Here is a 20,998-nt window from a genome sequence, read left to right on the forward strand (position 1 = left end):
ACGAAACGGAGGGGTTCGCCAAATGGAAGCCATCAATGGAACGGAAGTCGAATTCGGCTGGTATATGCCGACCAGGGGCGACGGCCCTTATATCGGGGTCAAATCGGAGCGTGTGGTCGATACGCCCTATATGGTCCGTGTCGCGAAGGCGGTAGAAGACGCCGGCTATACGTTCGCCCTTATCCCGACGGGCGGCACCTGCAGCGACGCCTGGATTATGGGGGCGACGCTCGCCGCCCATACGCGCATTTTCAAGCCGCTCGTTGCGATGCGGCCAGGACTTATTGCACCCGCGTTAGCTGCACGGATCGGCGCTACGCTCGACGAGGTAACGGGCGGGCGCGCCCTCATCAACATCGTCACCGGCAGCTCGCCGGAGGATATGAAGGCGATGGGCGATCCCCTCGCCTACGACAAGGATGCCCGTTATGAGCGGACGCTGGAATACATCAAAATCGTGCGCGAGCTGTGGATCCGCTCGCACGGCGCAGAAGGCCGGCAGTTCCTTGCCGGCGGCAATCTTGCTGCGGGCAATCCGGAGGGCGCCGCGCAAACGTTCGACTTTGAGGGCAAATATTTCACGATCGAAGGCGGCAAGAGCTATCCGCCGCCGGTGCAGCGCCCCCATCCGCCCTTCTACTTCGGCGGCAGCTCGCCGGGAGCGAAGAAAACGGCAGCCGAAATCGCCGACGTCTATCTGATGTGGGCGGAACCGATCGACTGGATCAAGGAGCAGATCGCAGAGGTCGAGCATCACCGCGGGCAACTGCTGGCACGCGATGGGGTCAACCGCAGCATCCGCTACGGGCTGCGGGCGCAGGTCGTCATCCGCGACACGGAAGAGGAGGCCTGGGCGGCTGCCCGCCTCATCATCAGCAAAGTCGACCAGAGCGACTTGGATGCGACGGAAATCCAGTTCGCCGGCTCGCAGTCGGAAGGCCAGCAGCGCCAGAACCATGTGCGCGCTCTCGCCAAAGCGAATGATTACGTCATCGGGCCGAACTTCTGGGCGGGCCTGTCCGCCATCCGCGGGGGCGGTGCCATGGCATTCGTCGGCACGCCCGATCAGGTCGCCGACAGGCTGCTGGAATATGTCGATATCGGCATCACCTCGTTCATTCTCTCCGGTTATCCGAATCTGGAGGAAGCCACGATATCCGGGACAAAGCTGATTCCGGCTTTCCGCCGCAAGTACGCCCGGCGGCTGGGAGAGCATGACGGCAGCGCCAGCCTGACCGCTGCGCCGTGACCGGCCGATGATTGATCTTGCCATTATCGGCGCCGGTCCTTACGGCATCTCTCTCGCCGCCCATGCCGCTGCCCGCGGGCTAGACTATCGGCTGTTCGGCCCTCCGATGCACTTCTGGCGGGAGCGGATGCCGCAGAATATGTTCATACGAACCAATCCCGCTTATGTGAATCTATCAGACGCAGAGGGCCGCTTTACTCTGGAGCATTTTGCGGAAGAGACGGGCACGGAGCTTGGAAAGCCGCTCCCCCGCCCTGTTTTCGTCCAATACGCCATGTGGTTTGCAGAGAAGACCCATATCGTATTCGAGCACCAGCTTATTGCGCAGCTGCGGCGCAGTACAGGCGGATATAAGCTTCTGACAGGCGACGGCTCCGCCAGCTATGCGCGCCGCGTTATCATCGTAACGGGCCTGCAGCATTTTGAGCATATCCCGGATGAGCTTGCCGGTCTGCCGGCCTCCCTGGTCTCTCATCCAATCGGCTATTCGGACTACAGTATCTTCGGCGGCAAGAGAGTGGCTGTGCTCGGCAGCGGCCAGAGCAGCTGGGAGGCAGCCGCTCTGCTCCACCTTGCCGGAAGTCATGTGGAGTTGATCTACCGCCGGGATGAGCCGCATTACAGTCCTGCGGACAATCACGGCTCCGGCGCGAATCTGATCGCGCTTGCCGAATCGTTCTACGACCTGCCGCTCGAAGAGAAGCAGGAACGCTGGAAGAAGCCCTCCGGCAGCATCGCCTCCTTCCTGCGCCCCTACGTCGATGGCAAAATAAAGGAAACCTCCGGCGTGATGATCTTCTCCGCGGGACAGACGCGCGACCGGCGGCTCCTGCTTCGACTTTCGAGCGGCGAGGAACGGATTGTGGATCATCTGATCACCGCGACCGGCTACCGCATCGACATTCGAAAACTCCCATTCCTGCATGAGGATCTGCTGCAGGACATTGCGGTCGAGGAGTCGGGTTATGGTCTCTTCCCGCGGCTCGACCGCCATTTCGAGAGCAGCCTGCCCGGCTTGTTTTGTGCCGGACCGCTCGCTTCGCACAGCCACGGCCCGGCACACCGCTTTATTGCCGGTCTGGATAATACATGCCATTCCATCATGTCGGGCATCCTGGAGCTAGATTCCGGGAAGGCGATGTAACACTTCGATGAACAGAGATTTTCTTACAATGCAGGCAGCGCCCGCTTAGAATGGGCGCTGTCTGTTGTTTGTTGTCCATGCCGCCGAACTAGATATGCTATTCCACCATGCTGCGCATCTTGGAACGCAATCCACAGCAGGAGATATGAGCCCTCCATGCACAACTATTTATGACAATGCAAGCAGCGCCCCGTTAAAAGGGCGCTGCTTGTTGTTTATGGAGCATTATGCTGTGTTGCTGCTTTTTCAAAACGGCTGTTCGAACGCAAGATTGAGGTGAGGTAAACATTAGGCCTCTAAGCGGGATTGGATTGACATAGAGCAATAACATTATGCGATCACATAGAAAAAGACAATGATGCCCGATCGAAATGCTGATCAGCAGGTTCGACACCAACTTTTCCAGATGGGCGATAAATATCTACCACAGATTAAACGTCGGGCCTCGTTTACTTCACTTATTTGAAGCGGAACCCCTGGCCTTCAATAAAGCCGTGCAGATGCTGCCGCAGCCGTTCTTTGCGGAAACGCGACGACATCTCCTTGGACCAATACGTAGCCTTGCTCCCCCCGGCACGGGAGGCGTAATACTTCTCGGTTGTCTCATCGTAGATTCGAATGCTGTCCGAGAACGCCGCATCATCATATACTTCCTCATGGTAAATGGCGGCTTTCGGCAGCCTCGGCCGGGTATCGGGCTCCTGATCGGGCACGCCCACACACATGCCGAATACCGGATAGACCAGCTTCGGGAGCTTCAGCAGCTCTGCCGCGCGTTTCGGATTATTGCGGATACCGCCGATGTACACCATGCCAAGTCCCAGCGACTCTGCCGCCACGGTTGCGTTCTGCGCAGCAAGCGTAGCATCGATTGTCGCTAGCAGGAACGTCTCCACATTCTGCTCGGGTACAAAATCCTCCGTGCCTTCGTGCAGCCGGACAGCCGTCTGAATCCGGTTCAAGTCCGCACACCAGACAAGGAACAACGGCGCCTCCTCGATATGCTTCTGGCCTCCGGCCAGCTCGGCGAACTGCCGCTTTGTGTCCTCCCGGCGCACGCCGACGACGCTGTAAGCCTGTATATTGGATGAGGTGGATACCGCCTGGGCGGAAGCGAGAATCAGAGCCAGCTGTTCCTCTGTCACCGGATCCGGCTTGAACTTGCGGATGGAGCGATGTGCCTGCAGCTGCTTAATAATGTCGTTCAAAAAAATTCCTCCCCTACAAAATGAATAACGCCAAACGCAAAAAAAGAGCACAAGCGTCTCTTGTGTCTCCAGCAGTCTGGTCAACTATGCAATTATTCCAACAGGTATAATCGGTTTTATGCTATCATCATTTCCGCAACCCGTCAAGATCCCAAAGCTTCCATGCACCGATCATTCTGACCGGCCGCCGTCATGCCACCATGAAGGCGCACCACGAAAAAAGAGGCATGCTTCTTAGGCTGCCAATAGCCCGCTTAGCTGCCTCATGACCATGGCCAAAAGCATTTCAATTGCCGAGCAGCAGCGGCAGCAGCTCGTCAATCCGGTCCACAACCGCATCAGGCCTATCAGCGCCTTCAGGCAGAGGCTGTTCGCAGGCGTCGCCTTGTCGAACCAGAATCGCTTTCATACCCAGCCGTTTGGCCGGAATCACATCGTTGTCGATGCGGTCGCCGATCATGACCGCTTGCTCCGGCTGGCAGCCTGCCTGCTCCAGCGCAAGAAGAAAAAAACGTTCGTCCGGCTTCGCCAGTCCCGCCTCGGCCGATGCGCAGCATACGTCAAAGTACGGCGAGAAGCCGTATTTTCCGATCCTCTCCTGCGTGCCGGGGCCCTGATTGGCGATAATGCCGAGCCGATAGCGGCTGGAGAGCTCCTCCAGCAGCGGAATCGCTGCCGCAAAAGGGCGTTCCAGATCCTTGCGGTATTTCATGCCCTGGCGGATCTGCGTGCGCTGCTCGGCGATTGGCACCCACTGCTCCATTACACTGCGCATGGGAAAGTCTGCGAACTGCCGGTAAGCCTCTCGGATCGCCAGCCTTACCTGTTCCGCAGAAAAATCGAAATCCAATTCGCCTGCTGCGGATATGAACTGCCGTATGCTTTCATTAATAGCTTGCGATTCGTCGATCAGCGTTTCTCCAAGATCGAAGAATATCCACTCAATTCCCCTCAGCCAGGGCTGTATGTCCGTCATTAAACCCATTCCTTTCCGATCACGCCTGCCGCTGCCGGGCTGTCCTGGTTCCTTCAAGAGGCCGACCGTCATTACATTTCAATAAAATGATGAAAGATGTATATCGTCTAGTATTATACTCGGAGTATATGTAATTTCAAACCGCGTCCAAAAAGAAATAGCCGGCAAGCATCCCCAACTATGCGCAGCGGCAGTCAGAAACATGAGAATAATGTCCCGGACTGCCGCCGCATTTATACTGATCCTGCCTATCGCTCCTCAATCAGGTGAAACGCGCAATCCACCATCACACGCAGCATCCAAGGAGTATTAACCGGCGGGCCTATCCGCCGCCGCAGACGAATGATGCCGCGTGTTGGCCGGACGAGCCAGTCCAAGATTTTCCCGCAGCGTTGTCCCCTCATATTCCGTGCGGAACAAGCCCCGGTTCTGCAGCTCCGGCACGACCTTGTCGACGAAGGTCTCAAGACCGGTCGGGAACAGCTGCGGCAGCACATTGAAGCCGTCCGCCGCATAGTTCCGGAACCACTGCTCGATGAAATCGGCCGCCTGCAGCACCGAGCCCGTGAACGTGATGTGCCCGTGCCCGCCATTGCTGCGGTGCAGCAGCTGCCGGATGGTGAAATTTTCCCTCCGCGCCGCGTCAATGACCACCTCCTGCCGGCTCCGTATTCCGTTGAACGCCTCCGCTGCCTTTGCCCTATCCACCGGCACCGGATCATCCAGATCGTAATCGTTCAGGTTGACCTCGAACCGTTCCGACAATTCGTTCAACGCGCGCTTCGTATCCACATAGCTGTGCAGCTCCTGCTCAATATCCCGCGCCTCCGCCTCCGTATCGGCAACGATTGGCGCGAAGCCCGGCAGAATGACGAGCTGATCCGCCGTACGGCCATACTTCGCCAGCCTGCCTTTGACGTCCGCATAAAATTCCTGACCTGCTCCGAATGTTTGCTGGGCTGTGAAGATGACCTCCGCCGTCTTCGCCGCAAGCTCCCTTCCAGCCTCGGACGAACCCGCCTGCACCAGCACCGGATATCCTTGCGGTGGCCTCGGGATATTGATCGGTCCCTTCACGGAGTAGGTATGGCCCTTGAAATTGATTTCATGGACGCGGTCCGGCGCGATTTGGACGCCGCGCGCCTTGTCGAAGACCAGTGCGTCGTCCTCCCAGCTGTCCCACAGCTGCTTGACGACCTCCACGAATTCCTCGCCCGATTCATACCGCTGCGCATGCTCGGGATGCTCATCCCGGCTGAAATTATGGGCGGCCGAGCCCGCTCCTGTCACGATGTTCCACCCGGCCCGGCCGCCGCTGATATGGTCAAGCGAAGCAAACTGGCGCGCCACATGGAACGGTTCATTGTAGACGGTCCCTACCGTCGCGATAAACCCGATATGATCGGTGAGGGCTGCCAGCGCCGACAGCTGCGTAAAAGGCTCCAGCTTGCTCCCCCGGCCGGCATAGCCGTCTGCCAGAAAGACGGAATCCAGCTTGCCGCGCTCGGCAATCCGTGTCAGATGGGCCAAATACTCGATATCGTGCTCCAGCTCCGGATGTGAATCCGGATGGCGCCAGGCTCCCGCATGATGACCGGTCGCCCGCAAAAAAACATTCAGATGCACGTTCCGCTGCGGCTTGCCGCTCATATTGCCTGCACCCCTTTTCCCGATTGATGGCGGGTGTTCGCCGGATAGGCAAGACCGAGATTCTCCCGCAGCGTCGCGCCTTCATAAGCGGTGCGGAACAACCCCCGGTTCTGCAGCTCCGGCACGACCTTGTCGACAAAACGCTCCAGACCGCTCGGGTACACCTGCGGCATTACGTTGAAGCCGTCGGCTGCGCCGTTCTTGAACCAATGCTCGATTACATCGGCAAGCTGCAGCGGCGTACCGGTGAACGTGAAGTGGCCCCGCGCCCCGGCCAGCCGGTTGATGAGCTGGCGCAGCGTCAAGTTCTCGCGGGAAACAAGATCAAGCACCAGCTGATGACGGCTTTTGTTGCCATTGACCTCGTCTGTTGTGCGGGCCTCGTGAATATCCAGCGGCTGATCCAGCGGGTGATGGGTTAAGTCGATGCCGAACCGCTCGGACAACCGCTGGATCGCATTTTTCTTGTCGATCAGCTCGAACAGCTCATTCTCGATGTCGCGGGCCTCCGCTTCGTTATCGGCCAGAATCGGACTGATGCCCGGCAGTATTTTCAGCTGTTCCGGGCTCCGGCCGTACTTCAGCAGCCTCGTCTTCAAATCCGAATAAAAGGATTGCGCTTCTCCGAGCGCCTGATGAGCGGTGAAAATCACCTCCGCATACCTTGCCGCGAACTCGCGCCCCGTATCCGAGGAGCCGGCCTGCACGAGCACGGGATAACCCTGCGGGGGACGGGCAATGTTGAGCGGGCCTTTTACGGAATGGCGCTGCCCGGTGTAGTTGATATCATGTACCTTTGACGGGTCGATGTGGATTCCCGCCGCCTTGTCGTTCACGAATGCGTCGTCCTCCCAGCTGTCCCACAGCTGCTTGACGATCTCGACGAATTCCTCGGCGTTGGCGTAGCGTTCCGAATGCTCCGGATGCTCGTCGCGGCTGAAGTTAAGGGCCGCAGGACCTGCCCCCGTCACAATATTCCAGCCCGCGCGCCCTTTACTTATATGGTCCAGAGAAGCAAACTTCCTCGCCACATGGAACGGTTCGTTATATGTGGTGCCTACTGTGGCAATCAGCCCGATATGCTTGGTGGCCGCCGCAAGCGCCGAGAGCATGGTGAACGGCTCCAGCTTGTTCATTCGCCCCGCATAGCCGTCCGCAAGAAACAACGAATCCAGCAGCCCGCGCTCGGCCGTTTCGGCGATTTTACGAAAATGCCTGATATCCAGGTTCTTCTCCGGCTGCGCCTCCGGCAGCCGCCAGGAAGCCTCGTGATGTCCGGTATTATACAAAAATGCGTTCAAATTCAGCTTGCGTCCCGCTTCACTCATCGGACCCCGCCGCCTTTCCTCCAATTTATTATTTCAAGTCTCCCAATGTTGTCCGCAGCGTCCCGACATCCTTATTGATGGCTTCCTCCGCCTTGCGGATCGCCGAGTTGACGTCCAGCCCGTTGATTGCAAGATCCTCTGCCGCTTCCGTCAGCCTGACGCTGATTTCAGATTCGTAAGGATGCGCGTAATGCTCCTGCAGCGGCTGTCCGATGAACACGTTCTGTACCGACTTGCCTTCTAGAACGGGGATATCGAGCCCATATTCCTTCTCCAGCCCGGGATTTACGATCGCCGGTACACGGCCGTTGCGGGCAATAATACGCTGCCCTTCGTCGGACAACAGCTCCTCCAGCACCTGGAACGCCTCATCCTTGTGCTTGCTCTGGCTGTTGATGGAGACGGAATGAATCTGCGCCTCGCGCGTCTTGCCCAGCTGGTCGTCGAAGTTCGGCACCGGTACGATATCCCAGTTGAAATCCACCCCCTGCTGGCGCAGTTCTTCCAGCGGACCTACCATATTGGCGAGCCAGGCCGCCCTCATCGCAATGGTCTGGTCCTTCATGAAATGATCGCGGGTCCAGGCCCATACTTTATCCTGCGCAATATAGCCCGGTATTTCATAGATCTTCTTCTGCAGCTCGAAAATGCGGCGCCATTCCGGCGTGTCCAGCGCGGCATTGCCGGTTTCCCGGTCCAAATACGGCAGAGCCAGCGATTTGGCGAGGCCCGTCAGGTTGTCGCCCGTCAGACCGATATAATGCTTGCCATTATCGGTCCTCGTCAGACGCGCTCCGATCTCCAGCGCCTCGTCTCAGGTCAACTGCTTCTCCGTCGGGTAAGGCTCTCCAAAATGGTCAAAAATGTCTTTGTTGTAATACAGCACATGCTGGTTGACGTTGAAGGGCAATGCGAATATTTCTTCGCCCTTCCCTCTGGTCACTTCCTTGATGTAGTTGTACGCGACCGGCTTCAACCGGCTTTCATCAAAATGATGCCGTTTGATCAGCTCCCGCAAATCCTCGAATGCGCCGGTCCGGACAATCCGCTGCGACACGCTGCTGAAGAGGATGTCCGGCGTGTACGTGGACAATACCTCTTCTATGGCGCTTCCTTCCACAGGCTTGATCCGCTCGATCGTCACATTCGGATATTTTTTCCTGATCGGATCGGCAATCATGATCTGGAATTCGACGTCCGTGAATGTCGCCCCCAGACTGACGAAGCTCAGCGTAAGCGGCTCATCGCCCAGCTTCTTAAAATCTCCTGCCGGCTCTGCCTTCGCGCCTGATCCGGCAGTGACCGTTTCATCTGCGTCCGTCTTGTTTGAATCCGCAATATTGCCCCCGCCGCCTGCCGGTTGATTGCCTGACGAGCAGGCCGCCAGCAGAATGAGGATTATAAGAACCTGGACGCCCGTAAGGATCTTTTTCATATCCATCTCCGCCTTGTCGTTTTTAAATTTAAAATTCCGCGCAGCCTGCCTGCATGGTCTGGGCGCCCTGGTGGGCTGACCTCTGCCTTGATCTCTCCTTTCCCATGTCATAAGTTACAACTTGGAAGAAACAGCCCTCGCCATCCTTTGGCGGCATAGCAAGCTTCTTCCCTCCATCCTTATAGACATTTATAATGTGAAGCTTATAAATGCTATAAAGTCAAAAAAACCGGAGACGCCCTGGGGGCAATCTCCGGCTTTCCGGTGGATATTTTAATCCAACTATTCCAACTGGTATTAGTGAATTTAACATCATTGCTTCAAGATGTCAACCCATAATTATCCAAGTTTCCATTGTCAATGTTTGGATTATGCTTTGCTTCGGCTGCCGACACTTCCTAAAGACCGAGCTTAATCTTCTTCCTGCAGCACAAAATTGTAAACGGCTGCGGCTGCTTCGGCGCGGGTTGTCAGTGCTTTTGGCGAAAATGCGCCGTCTGTCCCTCCTTTTATTAATCCTTGATCCGCTGCGAAGGCAATATACGGTTTGGCCCAGGCGGAGACCGCACCGAAGTCCCTGAATGCCGCTGTCCATGTACTCTCCGGCTGCCAGGCTGCCCCGGATGTAAAAATCGATGTCCGTACGAGAATCGCCGTCATCTCTTCGCGGGTGATCGCCCGGTCCGGCTCAAAACGTCCCTTATCGCTGCCGGTGATGATCCTCGCCGCATAGGCCGCCGCAGCAGCGTCTCTATACCAGGCGGAAGCGGGAATATCGGTGAAAGGCAGGTCCATCGCTGCGTTCGCGCTGTGCAGGGAAGTCAAAGGAACGGCTCCGGCGATCATCCTGACGAACTCGGCTCTGGTGACCTGACGGCCCGGCTGAAAATGATCCCCGTCCACACCCTGTACAATTTGCTTGGAGGCGAGCACGCCAACAGGCTTGGCGAACCAGACTCCAGCCGGCACATCTATGAACGATGGCCGGTACTCCATCGCTCCATAAACGCTGAAATGCTGCAGCTGCACAGTCACAGTATCATTGACATCGTTAACCCGCCCTCCGGCATATTCCCATTTGCCCGTCTCTTCGTTCAAACGGTAAACCCCGGTGTATTCCCTGTCCATCCGTCCGGCTTCATAATGGAACGAGGCCTGAACCGGCTTGGGAAACTGCTCAAGCATGAATGGTTCACCGGTTTCAGGCAGCAGGGCGAGCTCCAGCCGGTACAGATGTCCGGCAGCACGGTAACCGGCTCCCGGGCTGGATACGGTAATGCCCGGCAATTCGCGATCGGCCTCCTGCACCTGAAGGGAGATGCGAGCAGCCGGAGTCACGAAGGATTTTGGAGCGGCATTGATTAATTCCGTGAATACCTCAGGCGGGATAATGAGGGTTATTCCTTCGAACAGGATCTCCAGACTGTTCTGCCCAAGGAGCAGTCCCGAATCGGCAGGAAGCGTCAGTCCAATTATTCCGCTGCCGGGGCGCAAAGTAACTTTGTCATCCAGGGCAATTTGCAGATCCGTTTCATCGACAATTTGGAATCGTTGATCAGCGGCAGCGGCATTTGAATTTTCCCCGTTGGCTAAACCAGGTACCGTCTCAGTACCATTTCCATTTTCTTCACCAGTTCCGTTTCCGTCGCCTTCACCGCTATTGCCATCTCCGCCGCTGCCGTTTGGCGGATCCAGGATCACCCGAAGCTCATTGCTGGGGGCAGACTCGTTGCCTGCGGCATCCTTGGCCTTGACGGTAAACGAATACGCTGTCGATGGGGACAATTCCGTAATCTCCGCTGCGGCTGCGGTCCCCGGAAGCGTTCTGTAGAGCAGGCCGTCCTGGAAAACCAGATAGCCGGCAACGCCGACGTTATCGGCGGCAGGCTCCCATTCCAACTGGACGGTTGAAGACGTTTTTGCGGCTAATCTGATTTCCGGCGCCGAAGGGGGAATGCTGTCCACTGGACTGTCCGCCGCTTCGATTGAAACGGTTACCGGCTGCGTTGTCGTATGGCCCTGAATTTCCTGCGGCGGCGAATGCCGGTTGACCGCTTTAATCCCGCTCAGCTTGAGCACGACGTCCCCTTCACCGAGGGCCTTGAACGGAATGTCGGCAATCGGCTGATAGGCAACCAGGCCATCAGCCGGCTCCTCGTTAATCAGCGGGAACGATTTGCGGCCGGAAGGCTCGGCGTAATCGTTTTGCATATAGGTAAAAGCGCCGTAATAGCGAATGTCATCCATGCTCATCTCCGCCAGATCGGCGTTATATTCAACGGTATACTGCAAACCAAACAGATTGACCGCCTGCCCGGCGTAGACGGTGACGATAAACGTATCGCCCGATTGAACCGAGGTCTTGTCCACGGTCATCGCAATTTCCGTCTTGACGGCCTCCGCGGCATGAAGCCGTGCTTGCGGCAGAAAGGACAGGAGCAGCGCGGCAATCGCCGCTGTCTTCATCAGCTTCCTCAATGAATTCACCACTTTCTTCCAAGGATGGTTCGCTGCCCGGATCCTGCAAGGAATGGGGATCGGCTCGCGATCCCCGTGTTCTCCAGCTATCTTGCGAGTAACTTGTCAGCCACGTAGGCTATATCGTAAATATCGATCAGTCCGTCCAGATTCATATCGTATTTTGGATCATATTTCGCAGGATCTCCGAATGCTTTGGCTACGATGGTCAAATCGTTGATCTGCACGCCGTCATTGCCGATGACATCGGCGGAGACAATGACATTGTAGGACGCAACGTCTTCACCCAGCGCGAACAATTGATCATTCTCATCGGCAATTGTCGAGCCCTTCTTCAGCGTGAAGGCATTCTTCGCATGGACATCCTTCGCTTTGAACGTGATGGCAACCAGCGGAACATCGCCGGTTCTGCCTTCCGGCTCGCCAAGCAGCGTGGACACGATGCGGATCCTGCCGCCGCTTACCGTCTGGTTGAAATAAGGCGTGGAGTTCCCTTTGAATTCAGCTGTCGGCGCGATCGACACAATTTCATACGCCTCAGGATCGAACGTTACGGACAAGTCATATCCGTACAGCCCGGATACCTCCATCGCGGAGATAACCAGATCAAATCCTTCACCATGCTCCACAATATCTTTGGATGGGGTCACTTCCATCACAAGACCTTGCGCAGGCGCAGGCTCAGTTGTCGCCTGCAGGGCATTCGACGCTGCGGACAGATTGCCTGCCGCATCCTTCGCTTTTACGGTGAAGGTGTAGGTTGTAGCCGGCTCAAGTCCGGTGACTGCCGCATGTGTATCGGCTGTTATGCCGGCCTGCTCGCCGTTCTGGTAGATCACATAGCCTGTCACGCCTGTGTTATCGGCTGCAGCCTGCCATTCAAGCGCGATGCTCCGGGCGGTTGCCGATACGGCGGCAAGTCCGGCAGGCGCCGCAGGCGGCGCGGTGTCTTCACCCGGTTCTCCGATGATAATGACGGAAGCATAAGGTTCGGCTACCCCGAGCCCGCCTGCCGTTACCGTATACGTTCCGTCTCCATCAATTGTGAAGGTCAGCAGGAATGTGCCCCCGAAGCCGCTTGTCACCTGGTCGGCGAATACAAGGCGGCCTTCGGAATCCTTCACGTCCACGGTCACTTCCTGATTCGCTCCCGAGGAGACTTCGCCCCGGACTACAACTTTGCCGTTCGTATTGTTAACCGTAGTTTCCAGCACAACCGCTGCCGGCGGCGTCATGGCTTCGACAGGACCGCTCGGAGCCGAAATATTGTTTACGCTGTCCTTGGCCGTAACCGTAAAGACATAAGACCGGTCCGGTTCCAGGCCGCGGACGGTGAAGGAAGTATCCGCCGTTGTGCCCGCCGCTTTTCCGTCCGCGTAGACGGTATAGCCGGTAACCGTATCGTTATCGGTCGAAGGCGACCAGGACAAACTGACCGTTGTCTCGGTTACCCCTGCAACCTGCAGCGATGCCGGTGCCGAAGGAGCCGCGATATCGCCTTCGATGCCGTAAAATTCCAGCTCGGCGACATTGGCGGAGCTGCCGTCCGGTCCAAGGTAGCGCAGGAACCGGAACCCGTGCGGATCACTGATTTCGACTTCGTTCCAGCCATCCTCCGGAACGCCCCGGATCGTGAGGATGGTCGTATATCCGCCGTCCCGGGTCAGCGAGCCTTGAAATTTGCCCCCTGTCATCCGGTCCGGATAGTCCTTTCTCGGATGGAATTTCAGCTTTGTTACGCGCTTGGCGGTCCCTTCTCCGAGATCAAGGCCGGCATAGCTTCCATTTGCAGCCGCTGCATCAAAATAGCTGTCCGCGCTGCCGTCAAACGCCTTGTCGAACGAAACGGTCCCGCTGTCGCCGCGCGAGGCAGATCCGTAAGGGGTGCCCGACAGCTTCATGTGGGCCGCATCCGTCGTGATCAGCACCCCATTCGATGGCTCCGAAAGGTTGCCGGCTGTATCCTTCGCCCGCACAGTGAACGTATAAGGCGTTGATGCGTCAAGACCTGCAACTGTGAATGAGGCTGCGCCGGTTGTCGTTCCTGCTGCCTCATCACCCTTGTAAATGACGTACCCGACCGTCGTATCTTCGTTATCCGTAGATGCGGTCCAAGCGAGCGACACCACATTGTCTGTTGCGGAAGTGGCTCGCAGATTGCCAGGTACAGTGGGAGCTTCCGTGTCGGCTTCGCCGTAACCATTGAAGGTTATGCTGTCCATCCAGACGACGGCGGGAGCATTGGCGGTAAAAGCGATCCCTACCCGGGGGCTCGGAACATCGCCGGTCTCGAATTTTACGTCAAGCGTAATCCATTTGTCTTTCTCCAGATTTTTTGTTTCGTAGAAGCCGCCGTTATAAGCCCAGCCTGCTCCGAACACCATCGGCTGAATGACAATGTCATCCTGTCCGGATGGAACATAGAAGCGGAAGGAAACGGTCTTCCCGGGCTTGATTCTGGGGTCCGGAACATCCCAGCCGATTGTCTGTGCTGTTCCCCCGCCGGACAATGTGATCTTGGCAGCCCCTTCGCCGGCAAATGTGTGCGTGCCATCGAGAGCGATCGCCGCATTTTGTCCGTCGAGCAGCCTCATTCCCTGCAGATCTTCATTTTCAAAATTGTAGAGCGAGTTGTCGGCCGGCTGCGCATCTGTCGTTACCTCGACAGGCTCGCTCGCCGGAGAAATATTCCCTTCCGCATCCCTGGCTTTGACGGTGAAGGTGTATCCGGTCCCCCGCGTAAGGCCCTTCACGGTGAAAGTCGTGCCGGAGGTCGTTCCTGCAGGCGTCCCGCCCTGAAACACGTCATAGCCGACGACGCCGACATTGTCGGCCGCGGGCTCCCAGCCCAATGTCACGGCGGAATCGGTTTTCTTCACGACCTCTACGCCTGCCGGAGCCGACGGGGCCTCATTGTCGAAGAAAGCGGGCGTTACGGCACCGAACGTTGTGCCGATCCGGATTTCGTCGATCGAATAATCCTCCGTTCCTCCGCTTGCGCTCGTCGTTGAAATCATGCCAAATCCAAGATTTGCGTCCGTCGCAGCCTGAACGTCCGGGGCAGCTGGCGCATCCCCGCCCGGCTCTGCCGGATTGACATATAAGCTGATCCGGTTCTCGGCGCCGAGTTCGAGCTTCATGACAAGCAAAGCCGCTTTCCCGACTTCCAAAGGCACAGCGGAGCGGTAAACGGTTCCGTTCACCTTCAAGGACCAATAACGAATATTATTGTCCGTGGATTCGCTTCCGAAGAAACCCGTTTCGAGCTTCGTCGACGGCCAATCCGTACCTATTGCGAGCGAGCTGTCTGTCATGTTGTCCTTGCGCATCAGAGCGCTAATCCACAGCGCCGTGCCAGGCTTTCCGATTTTGCCGTTCTCCAGATAAGCTGCGAACGGTCCGTCGGCACTGAGGCTCAGCCCCCGGACCGCAGTCAGGTACGCTTTGCCGCCGATTGCATAGCTGCCGGTTTGATACAAGCCGTCATACACCAGCGGGTTATCGCCGCGCACATTGTACCCCGGCTCATCGGCATTGCCGTTTTGCACCTCCCAGCCCTTCGACCAGCCTTTGCCGCCGCCTGCTCCATGCAGCACGCCTACCGCGGATTCAAAGGAATCCCGCGCAAGAATGATACCTGGCCCCGTATCTGCTGCTGCCGGAGTTACGACTTTCACCCCGGTGCTGTCAGCAGAGCCATCCGCCTCCGTTACGGCTTCAACCGCCCCGCTTGCCGGCGAGGTACGGCCTGCGGCATCGAGTGCAGCGACGCTGAAGACATAGGACGTGGACGGCAGCAAGCCCGTCACAACAAATTGGGTATGGTCCGTCGTCCCCGCGGAGGCGCCGCCATTATAAACCGCATACGTGACCGTGCCCGAATTGGGGTCCGGAGCGTTCCAGGACAAGCTGACGCTCGTGCTTGTCGTCCCCGCCACATGCAGACCTGCAGGCGCTGCCGGCGCTTCGGTGTCCGGCGCATCTTCGTCCTCGGATGGTATCCCAGAGACGGCGTCACCCGGGACCGGCGCTCCGGTTGCGGTCCCCCCATCGGCAGTCACGGCTCCGCCGAACATCGAGAACATCAGAGCAACTAACGTCACATAAACCAGTGCGATTCGAAACGATCGCTTCATCGCCACATATCCCTTCTTTTATTGAAATGGTGGGTTTGTCTGTTCGGGTCTTATCCGCGGATATCGTCGATGTTCAGACTTTCATAAATTTTCGAGCCTTGAAGATTGAGCAGGGAATCCAGCGTGCTTGATTCCAATACGACGTTCTTTGCTTCCGTTACGTCTCCTCTGCGGTACATGAGCGAGAATCCCGGGAATTGGCCGGCCATCGTCGGCGACATGATCGGCCATTTTTGCCATTTCGTCGGCCACGAGGGTCCGCCTGTCGCAAACATATCCAGTACATCGATTCCCTGCAGCGAGGAGTAGGCGGATATCATGAATGGTCCTTCCGCACCGTAAGGAGTCGGATTCGTCCAGGTAATCTCCGAAATCATCGACGGCTGGTTATCGTTATGGACAACCTTCACAGGGTTCATGTCGGGATGCTGGACAATAGGAGTTGGAATATAAGTATCGCCTGCGTGAAGCGTCCAGTTTTCATTGTTGAACGCGGTATGGCTTGGCTCGGTATAGGCATGCCGGTCGACCATGTCGGCGGCCGCATACGTATAACGTTCCAGAGCCTCCATCTTGGCCGGATCTGCCGTGATCCAGTTGCTGGCCGTAATTATGCTTTGCGTGCCGATATCTTCCTTGTAGAAACGGTTCATATCCTCGTAGAACAGCCGCTGTTCCTCGGTGAGAAAACGAAGAATGTCCCGCCTGCGCTTATCGTCTCCGCCGTTGCCTGTCGCCCACGGAAGATTGGAAGCGCCTTCAACCTCCATCAATCCATTCTCCGGCTCGTCATTCCAGACCTTGCTAAGCGGTCCCCAGGCGTCATAAGCGGCATCCAGGCTGCCATATTCGTCCTTCAGCCAACCGCCGAACATTTTGGACAGCTCGCGCCTGATATTGTCGGGGAACTTCCAGTCCGAGAAGGTAAAGAAGAAATAGCTGTCCTCGTTCTGGGTCTCGATGATCGCAACCGCCGGATCCTTGCCGAGCGGAAGCCCGTTCTCATAGGGATTCGGCGTCAGCAGAAGCTTCCGGACTCCTTTTTTGTACAGCTCCTGCTGCGTTTTATCAAAGAACAGAAGACCGAACGGCTGCTTGTTCCAATCGAAAAACTCGTCGCCAGGCTGTTTAAAGGCCTCGGCTTTGGTCATATCCCACCAAAGCACGAAGTAATAGCTCAGGTTGACATAGATGCCTTCCTGCTTCATCGCGTGTACAAAATATTGATAGCGGTCAAGCGCTTTGTCGGTAATTTCGCCGTTCTCATCAAATATCATGCCGTGTATCCGCACCATATTGACGCCGCGCTTCGCCAGCTGCTTGGCAAAATAATCAACGTCGCCTTTTTCCAGATTGATCGTTTCCGCTCCCGCATTAACGGCCCAGAAACGGGCTTCCTGACCGTCGCCAAGCAGCAGCTTGTCTTTTTGCCGCTGGACATAACCGGATTGGCCTGCCGTATCTTCGTTCAAGTAACGCAGATCAAGCGCAGCATTGTCGTTGAACGGATCGATATCCGGCTCGAATGCCCAGAATCCTTCTTCCGCGCGGTTCAGCTTCTCGCCTGGACGCAGCAGGCCGCTTGGCATAAACGGCTGTTTGGATAGAATGAAGCTGTCGAACGCGGCGTTGGAATTCTCCGCTTCCTGCTGGAGCTTGATTTCAAGCAAATGCTTGCCTTTCGTCAATGTTTCGCTGCCGGCGGATATCCAGTTCGCCTCTGTGAATTGCCGGAAACTGACAGAATCCAGAAGCGTGATATCGCGGCCGATGGATTTCCATTCCCCGCCGTCCCATCGGTAGTCGAAAGGACCGTGCAGCCAGAATTTGCGGACAAAAAACGTATATGCCGCGTCTTCGGGCACTTCAACTTCATAATTGGCAAACGGCGGATTGTCCGGGTCTACCGCTACATTCGAGATCGCCAGCCAGTCGCTGCCGGACAGCAGATGACGCGTCTGCGGGAACGTATCCGCCGAGAAGTCCGCGGTTGCAGGGAAGTTCGTTTCCACCGCATCCTCTCCCTCCCACCATACGTAGACGGGATCTTCCTCAGGCTGTGTGCCTGGTACGTAGGGGTCTGTCAGCCCTTCGCGCTCGACGAGAGTATACAGTGCATCGGGCCTGAGCGGAATTTGAAATCCGCCTGCAGCAGCCGTGCCCTGAACCTCCTCCTTCACATAGCCGTTCGGGTCCAGCGCGTAAATCCTGTTAATGTCTGTCATGCCTTTGAGCAGTACGGAAGCGTCGATATCGCGGACGTTCATCGGCCCTTCGCCGAGTGAAACGATTTTCTGCTTCGCCACGCCGTCTTCCGTCACTGTCTCCGACTCGAAGCCGTACGATTTGTCTTCCGTCACCGCCTGGATCAGCAGCTTCTTCGATGAGGCGATCGGCAGATCGTCCAGCGAGATGACCATGACCGTGCCAAAAGCATTGCCGGACTCGATGACGACATTATCGAGCTCAACGCTGCTTACGGCATTCAGAATGCCCGTAGCCCCCTGGCTTTTCGGTGTATTCAGGCGGATGACGCCTTGCCCGTAATCCCAATCCAGCTCATCCGTAACGCTTTTGATCCGCTTGTTGGTTGTGTCGATGTACGTGTCCAGGTCGGCGGTGAGCGCCTTGTTTTCCGACTCCGAATACGTCCGTGCCACCCGGCCGACATAAAACGCATACGGATTGATTTTGCTTTCCGTGGTCTCCGTCAGTCCGTACGGACTGACCTCCATGACGTTGGACAGCGGCTTCTTGCTTGTCAGGCTGTCCCATACGAACAGCTTGATTGTATGTTTTTTTGGAACGATCGGTTGATCGAACTGTGCACTGAATGCAGAAGCTTCGCCAGCAGCGGTGAACGATATCTGCTGAATGTCGGAGCTGTCGATCGTATTCTGTTCATTATAGAGTGCGGCAATCAACGTTCCTTGAAGCGGTCCGGCCGTTTTATTGACCAGCTTGCCGTGAATGACGCCTTCCGCGTCGATGCCGACATCCTCAATGGCAACCCGTTCGGCAAATCCGGCGGCTTCAGCCTGGCGGGTTCCCCCTGAGAAAATGCCCGAAGTTGCCAGCATGGACAGCACCAGGGTCAAGATGAGCGATGTCCTTCTATTCCTTTTCACATGCGCATCTCCTTCATTGTTATAATTTGGGCGGTTCCTTTCCGGTTCAACTGTTCCGGGCATCCCCCCTTCACATTTTGCTTGCGGGGTATACATTTCGTATCAGCGAAACCATCATAATCAATTATGAGATCCATCAGGTAGCGAAAATGGTATTGGCCCCGTGCGAATTCTGTCTCCCGTTTTTTCACGCAAGATCATTCCGCCGGCAATGCTGAAGATATAACCGCAAAACAAAAAGCCCGCCTTGTTAAGCGGACTTCAATCGGTCAATATTCCCGTCATTTATGACGCTCTTTCTGCTGCTCTATAACAAATCACAGGTAATCTTATTAGCCATATAATCAATTCTGCCTGTTCAGGGTTTCTGTCTTTATGAGACTTCGATTAATTGCCGTTCAATCATCCATTCGACCGATTCTTTGACCGCCTCAAGAGACGTATAGCGCGGGGCATAGCCGATCAGGCTCCGCGCCTTGTCGATGCTGCAGTTCGGACTGTGGGCGATATGGTCCCAGGTGCTGCGCGCTTCCTGCTCGGTGAGCTTGCCGCTCAGTGTCTCGAATGGCTCGAATTTCAGATTCGCTTCCCTGCCGAACCACGATGCGACGGTCTCCGCATAGCCTCTTAGGGTCAATGCGGCCGGAGACACAACATGGAAGCTGTTGCCGACCGCGGCGCTCCAGCACTGGGAGGCTTTAATGAATGCTTGTGACACATCCTCCGCATGAACATGATGAACCGTTTCGAGGCCCAGGTTTGGGATGACGACTTCCTCCCCCCGGGCGAGCCGGGAAAACACCTGCGGGTTGAAATGACCAGCCGGATTGAGCGGCGCCCAGCCTGGTCCGACGATATGCCCAGGATGGAGCACTGTAGCAGGGAAGCCTGCTCTTCTCGCCTGCTCCAGCAGGAAGCTCTCAATCTCTGCTTTCAGAATACCGTATTCGCCAAACGGCCTTCTCGGCGCTTCCTCGGCAGTCGGCACCGATACGCTCGGACCGTGTACCCAAATGGTGCCGCAGGAGATATAGTGCTGAATCTCCCCTTTCAGCGCCTCCACGAGCTGCCGCGCGCTCTCCGGCTTGAAGCAAATCATGTCAATGACGACATCGGGCTGAAGCCCGGCTATTTTTCGCCCGAATGTCCCGTCCTTCTCCTCCGCTGACCGGTCAGCGGACACATGCCGGACTTCCTTCCAGGCCTTATCGGGACGATAGGGCTCGCTTGTCCCTCTGCTGATATGAACAACCTCATGGCCAAGACGCACCAATTGCGGGATCATGTATGTCCCGACATGGCCGCTTCCTCCAATAATGACGTATCGCATAATGAACTCCTTTACTATGGATTATATGATTCTGGTGGCTGGCGCTTTCATTCAGCTCACTAGCAATGCCCGTTCAGACATGGGAAGCAATGAGATCGGTTAATTGGCCGCCCGCATTGTCGCTCAGAACCCCTCCGTGGTAGCTGATAATCGTGCGGATCTCGAAGGATGCCAGCTTGGCAAGCGAGCGGAGGGCAGTTTCCATATCCGGTGTGGCGCCCGGACTCGGGCCGCTCAGACGGCCGTCCGCAATGTTGAGCTCGTCGGCGGCGATCAGTGTTTGGCTGGCGTGATGATAGAGGCATATATGACCGGGCGTGTGCCCCGGCGTGAAAATGACCGTTACGCCTCCGGCATACGGAAGCAGCTCGCCGTCTGAGACGATCCGGCTGATTTTGGATGTAGGGGGATTGTCGAGCAAATACTCAAGCCGCTTGCGTGCCGCTTCCGGAGCGGCTGCCAGGCGCGGTCCGAATCGTTCGCGATTGAATTTGACGAAAGGACGGTCTCCTTCAATACTGCTTCTGTCCTCCTCATGGGCAAGCACGAGCAGAGGCTGTTTGGCGGCAGCCGCGATTTCGGGCATGCTGCCAATATGGTCGATGTCCTGATGAGTCAAAATAACCGTGTTCAGCTTGTCGAAATCGACACCTGCCCGACCGATCTCCGTCCGGATGCCAGGGAGCATTCCGGGCGTGCCCGTGTCGACCAGGACGATATTATCCTCGTCCCATAAGAGCGTTGGATAGATGACGCTCGAGTTTCCCATAAAATTCATCTCAATCGGCAGGGCAGCGATTCCTTCGGCAATTTTCATCGATTTTCCTCCTCGGGGGTAGCTTGCTTCTTTATTATAAACGGAGGATGGAAGAGCCACAATTCGTATTCTTAAACAGGTCTTGACATTAACACTAGTGTCAAACTTTAGAATATCCA

General features: G+C 56.6%; 13 protein-coding genes. 2 read left to right on the forward strand and 11 right to left on the reverse strand.

Going from position 1 to position 20,998, the window contains the following annotated elements; genetic code table 11:
• The first annotated feature begins 22 nt into the window (after positions 1–22).
• On the forward strand, positions 23–1,249 hold the full coding sequence (locus ACFOLF_RS07530; protein ID WP_210037829.1) for an LLM class flavin-dependent oxidoreductase: 1,227 nt from the start codon (positions 23–25) through the stop codon (positions 1,247–1,249).
• A gap of 7 nt (positions 1,250–1,256) precedes the next feature.
• A complete protein-coding gene (locus ACFOLF_RS07535) occupies positions 1,257–2,393 on the forward strand; it encodes an NAD(P)-binding domain-containing protein (RefSeq protein WP_210037830.1) in 1,137 nt (378 codons plus the stop codon).
• A 458-nt stretch (positions 2,394–2,851) separates the two neighbouring features.
• On the opposite strand, the gene nfsA is transcribed toward ACFOLF_RS07535, so the two are convergent.
• The 11 genes from nfsA to ACFOLF_RS07590 form a co-directional block, all read right to left on the reverse strand.
• Positions 2,852–3,601: an oxygen-insensitive NADPH nitroreductase gene (gene nfsA / locus ACFOLF_RS07540; protein WP_210037831.1), complete on the reverse strand. Its 750-nt coding sequence runs from the start codon at positions 3,599–3,601 to the stop codon at positions 2,852–2,854.
• A gap of 286 nt (positions 3,602–3,887) precedes the next feature.
• Positions 3,888–4,577, reverse strand: a complete 690-nt coding sequence (locus ACFOLF_RS07545) for an HAD family hydrolase (protein ID WP_210037832.1) — start codon at positions 4,575–4,577, stop codon at positions 3,888–3,890.
• 309 nt (positions 4,578–4,886) lie between these two features.
• Positions 4,887–6,227 (reverse strand): LLM class flavin-dependent oxidoreductase, encoded by a 1,341-nt coding sequence (locus ACFOLF_RS07550; protein ID WP_210037833.1) that lies wholly within the window; start codon positions 6,225–6,227, stop codon positions 4,887–4,889.
• Positions 6,224–7,555: an LLM class flavin-dependent oxidoreductase gene (locus ACFOLF_RS07555; protein WP_210037834.1), complete on the reverse strand. Its 1,332-nt coding sequence runs from the start codon at positions 7,553–7,555 to the stop codon at positions 6,224–6,226. Before ACFOLF_RS07555 ends, ACFOLF_RS07550 begins: the two co-directional genes overlap by 4 nt.
• Before the next feature lie 28 nt (positions 7,556–7,583).
• Positions 7,584–8,360: an extracellular solute-binding protein gene (locus tag ACFOLF_RS07560; RefSeq protein ID WP_210038079.1), complete on the reverse strand. Its 777-nt coding sequence runs from the start codon at positions 8,358–8,360 to the stop codon at positions 7,584–7,586.
• Positions 8,361–8,369: 9 nt separating this feature from the next.
• Positions 8,370–8,990: an extracellular solute-binding protein gene (locus ACFOLF_RS07565; RefSeq protein ID WP_210037835.1), complete on the reverse strand. Its 621-nt coding sequence runs from the start codon at positions 8,988–8,990 to the stop codon at positions 8,370–8,372.
• A 411-nt stretch (positions 8,991–9,401) separates the two neighbouring features.
• Positions 9,402–11,477 (reverse strand): S-layer homology domain-containing protein, encoded by a 2,076-nt coding sequence (locus ACFOLF_RS07570; protein ID WP_210037836.1) that lies wholly within the window; start codon positions 11,475–11,477, stop codon positions 9,402–9,404.
• Between the two features lie 77 nt (positions 11,478–11,554).
• Positions 11,555–15,604: a fibronectin type III domain-containing protein gene (locus tag ACFOLF_RS07575; protein WP_210037837.1), complete on the reverse strand. Its 4,050-nt coding sequence runs from the start codon at positions 15,602–15,604 to the stop codon at positions 11,555–11,557.
• A 50-nt stretch (positions 15,605–15,654) separates the two neighbouring features.
• On the reverse strand, positions 15,655–18,732 hold the full coding sequence (locus tag ACFOLF_RS07580) for a hypothetical protein (RefSeq protein WP_210037838.1): 3,078 nt from the start codon (positions 18,730–18,732) through the stop codon (positions 15,655–15,657).
• 373 nt (positions 18,733–19,105) lie between these two features.
• Complete coding sequence (locus ACFOLF_RS07585) at positions 19,106–20,062, reverse strand: NAD-dependent epimerase/dehydratase family protein (RefSeq protein ID WP_210037839.1); 957 nt, start codon at positions 20,060–20,062, stop codon at positions 19,106–19,108.
• 73 nt (positions 20,063–20,135) lie between these two features.
• Positions 20,136–20,879 carry an MBL fold metallo-hydrolase gene (locus ACFOLF_RS07590; RefSeq protein WP_210037840.1) on the reverse strand — a complete coding sequence of 248 codons (744 nt, stop codon included), beginning with the start codon at positions 20,877–20,879 and terminating at the stop codon, positions 20,136–20,138.
• Between the last annotated feature and the right edge of the window lie 119 nt (positions 20,880–20,998).

The organism is Paenibacillus sepulcri, assembly GCF_042647105.1.
GTDB lineage: Bacteria > Bacillota > Bacilli > Paenibacillales > Paenibacillaceae > Paenibacillus_Z > Paenibacillus_Z sepulcri.

Excerpts from the sequence above, each read along its gene's own strand:
- ACFOLF_RS07530 (WP_210037829.1), top strand. The coding sequence starts at position 23 with ATGGAAGCCATCAATGGAACGGAAGTCGAATTCGGCTGGTATATGCCG.
- ACFOLF_RS07535 (WP_210037830.1), top strand. The coding sequence starts at position 1,257 with ATGATTGATCTTGCCATTATCGGCGCCGGTCCTTACGGCATCTCTCTC.
- ACFOLF_RS07545 (WP_210037832.1), bottom strand. The coding sequence starts at position 4,577 with ATGACGGACATACAGCCCTGGCTGAGGGGAATTGAGTGGATATTCTTC.
- ACFOLF_RS07550 (WP_210037833.1), bottom strand. The coding sequence starts at position 6,227 with ATGAGCGGCAAGCCGCAGCGGAACGTGCATCTGAATGTTTTTTTGCGG.
- ACFOLF_RS07555 (WP_210037834.1), bottom strand. The coding sequence starts at position 7,555 with ATGAGTGAAGCGGGACGCAAGCTGAATTTGAACGCATTTTTGTATAAT.
- ACFOLF_RS07565 (WP_210037835.1), bottom strand. The coding sequence starts at position 8,990 with ATGAAAAAGATCCTTACGGGCGTCCAGGTTCTTATAATCCTCATTCTG.
- ACFOLF_RS07575 (WP_210037837.1), bottom strand. The coding sequence starts at position 15,604 with ATGAAGCGATCGTTTCGAATCGCACTGGTTTATGTGACGTTAGTTGCT.
- ACFOLF_RS07585 (WP_210037839.1), bottom strand. The coding sequence starts at position 20,062 with ATGCGATACGTCATTATTGGAGGAAGCGGCCATGTCGGGACATACATG.
- ACFOLF_RS07590 (WP_210037840.1), bottom strand. The coding sequence starts at position 20,879 with ATGAAAATTGCCGAAGGAATCGCTGCCCTGCCGATTGAGATGAATTTT.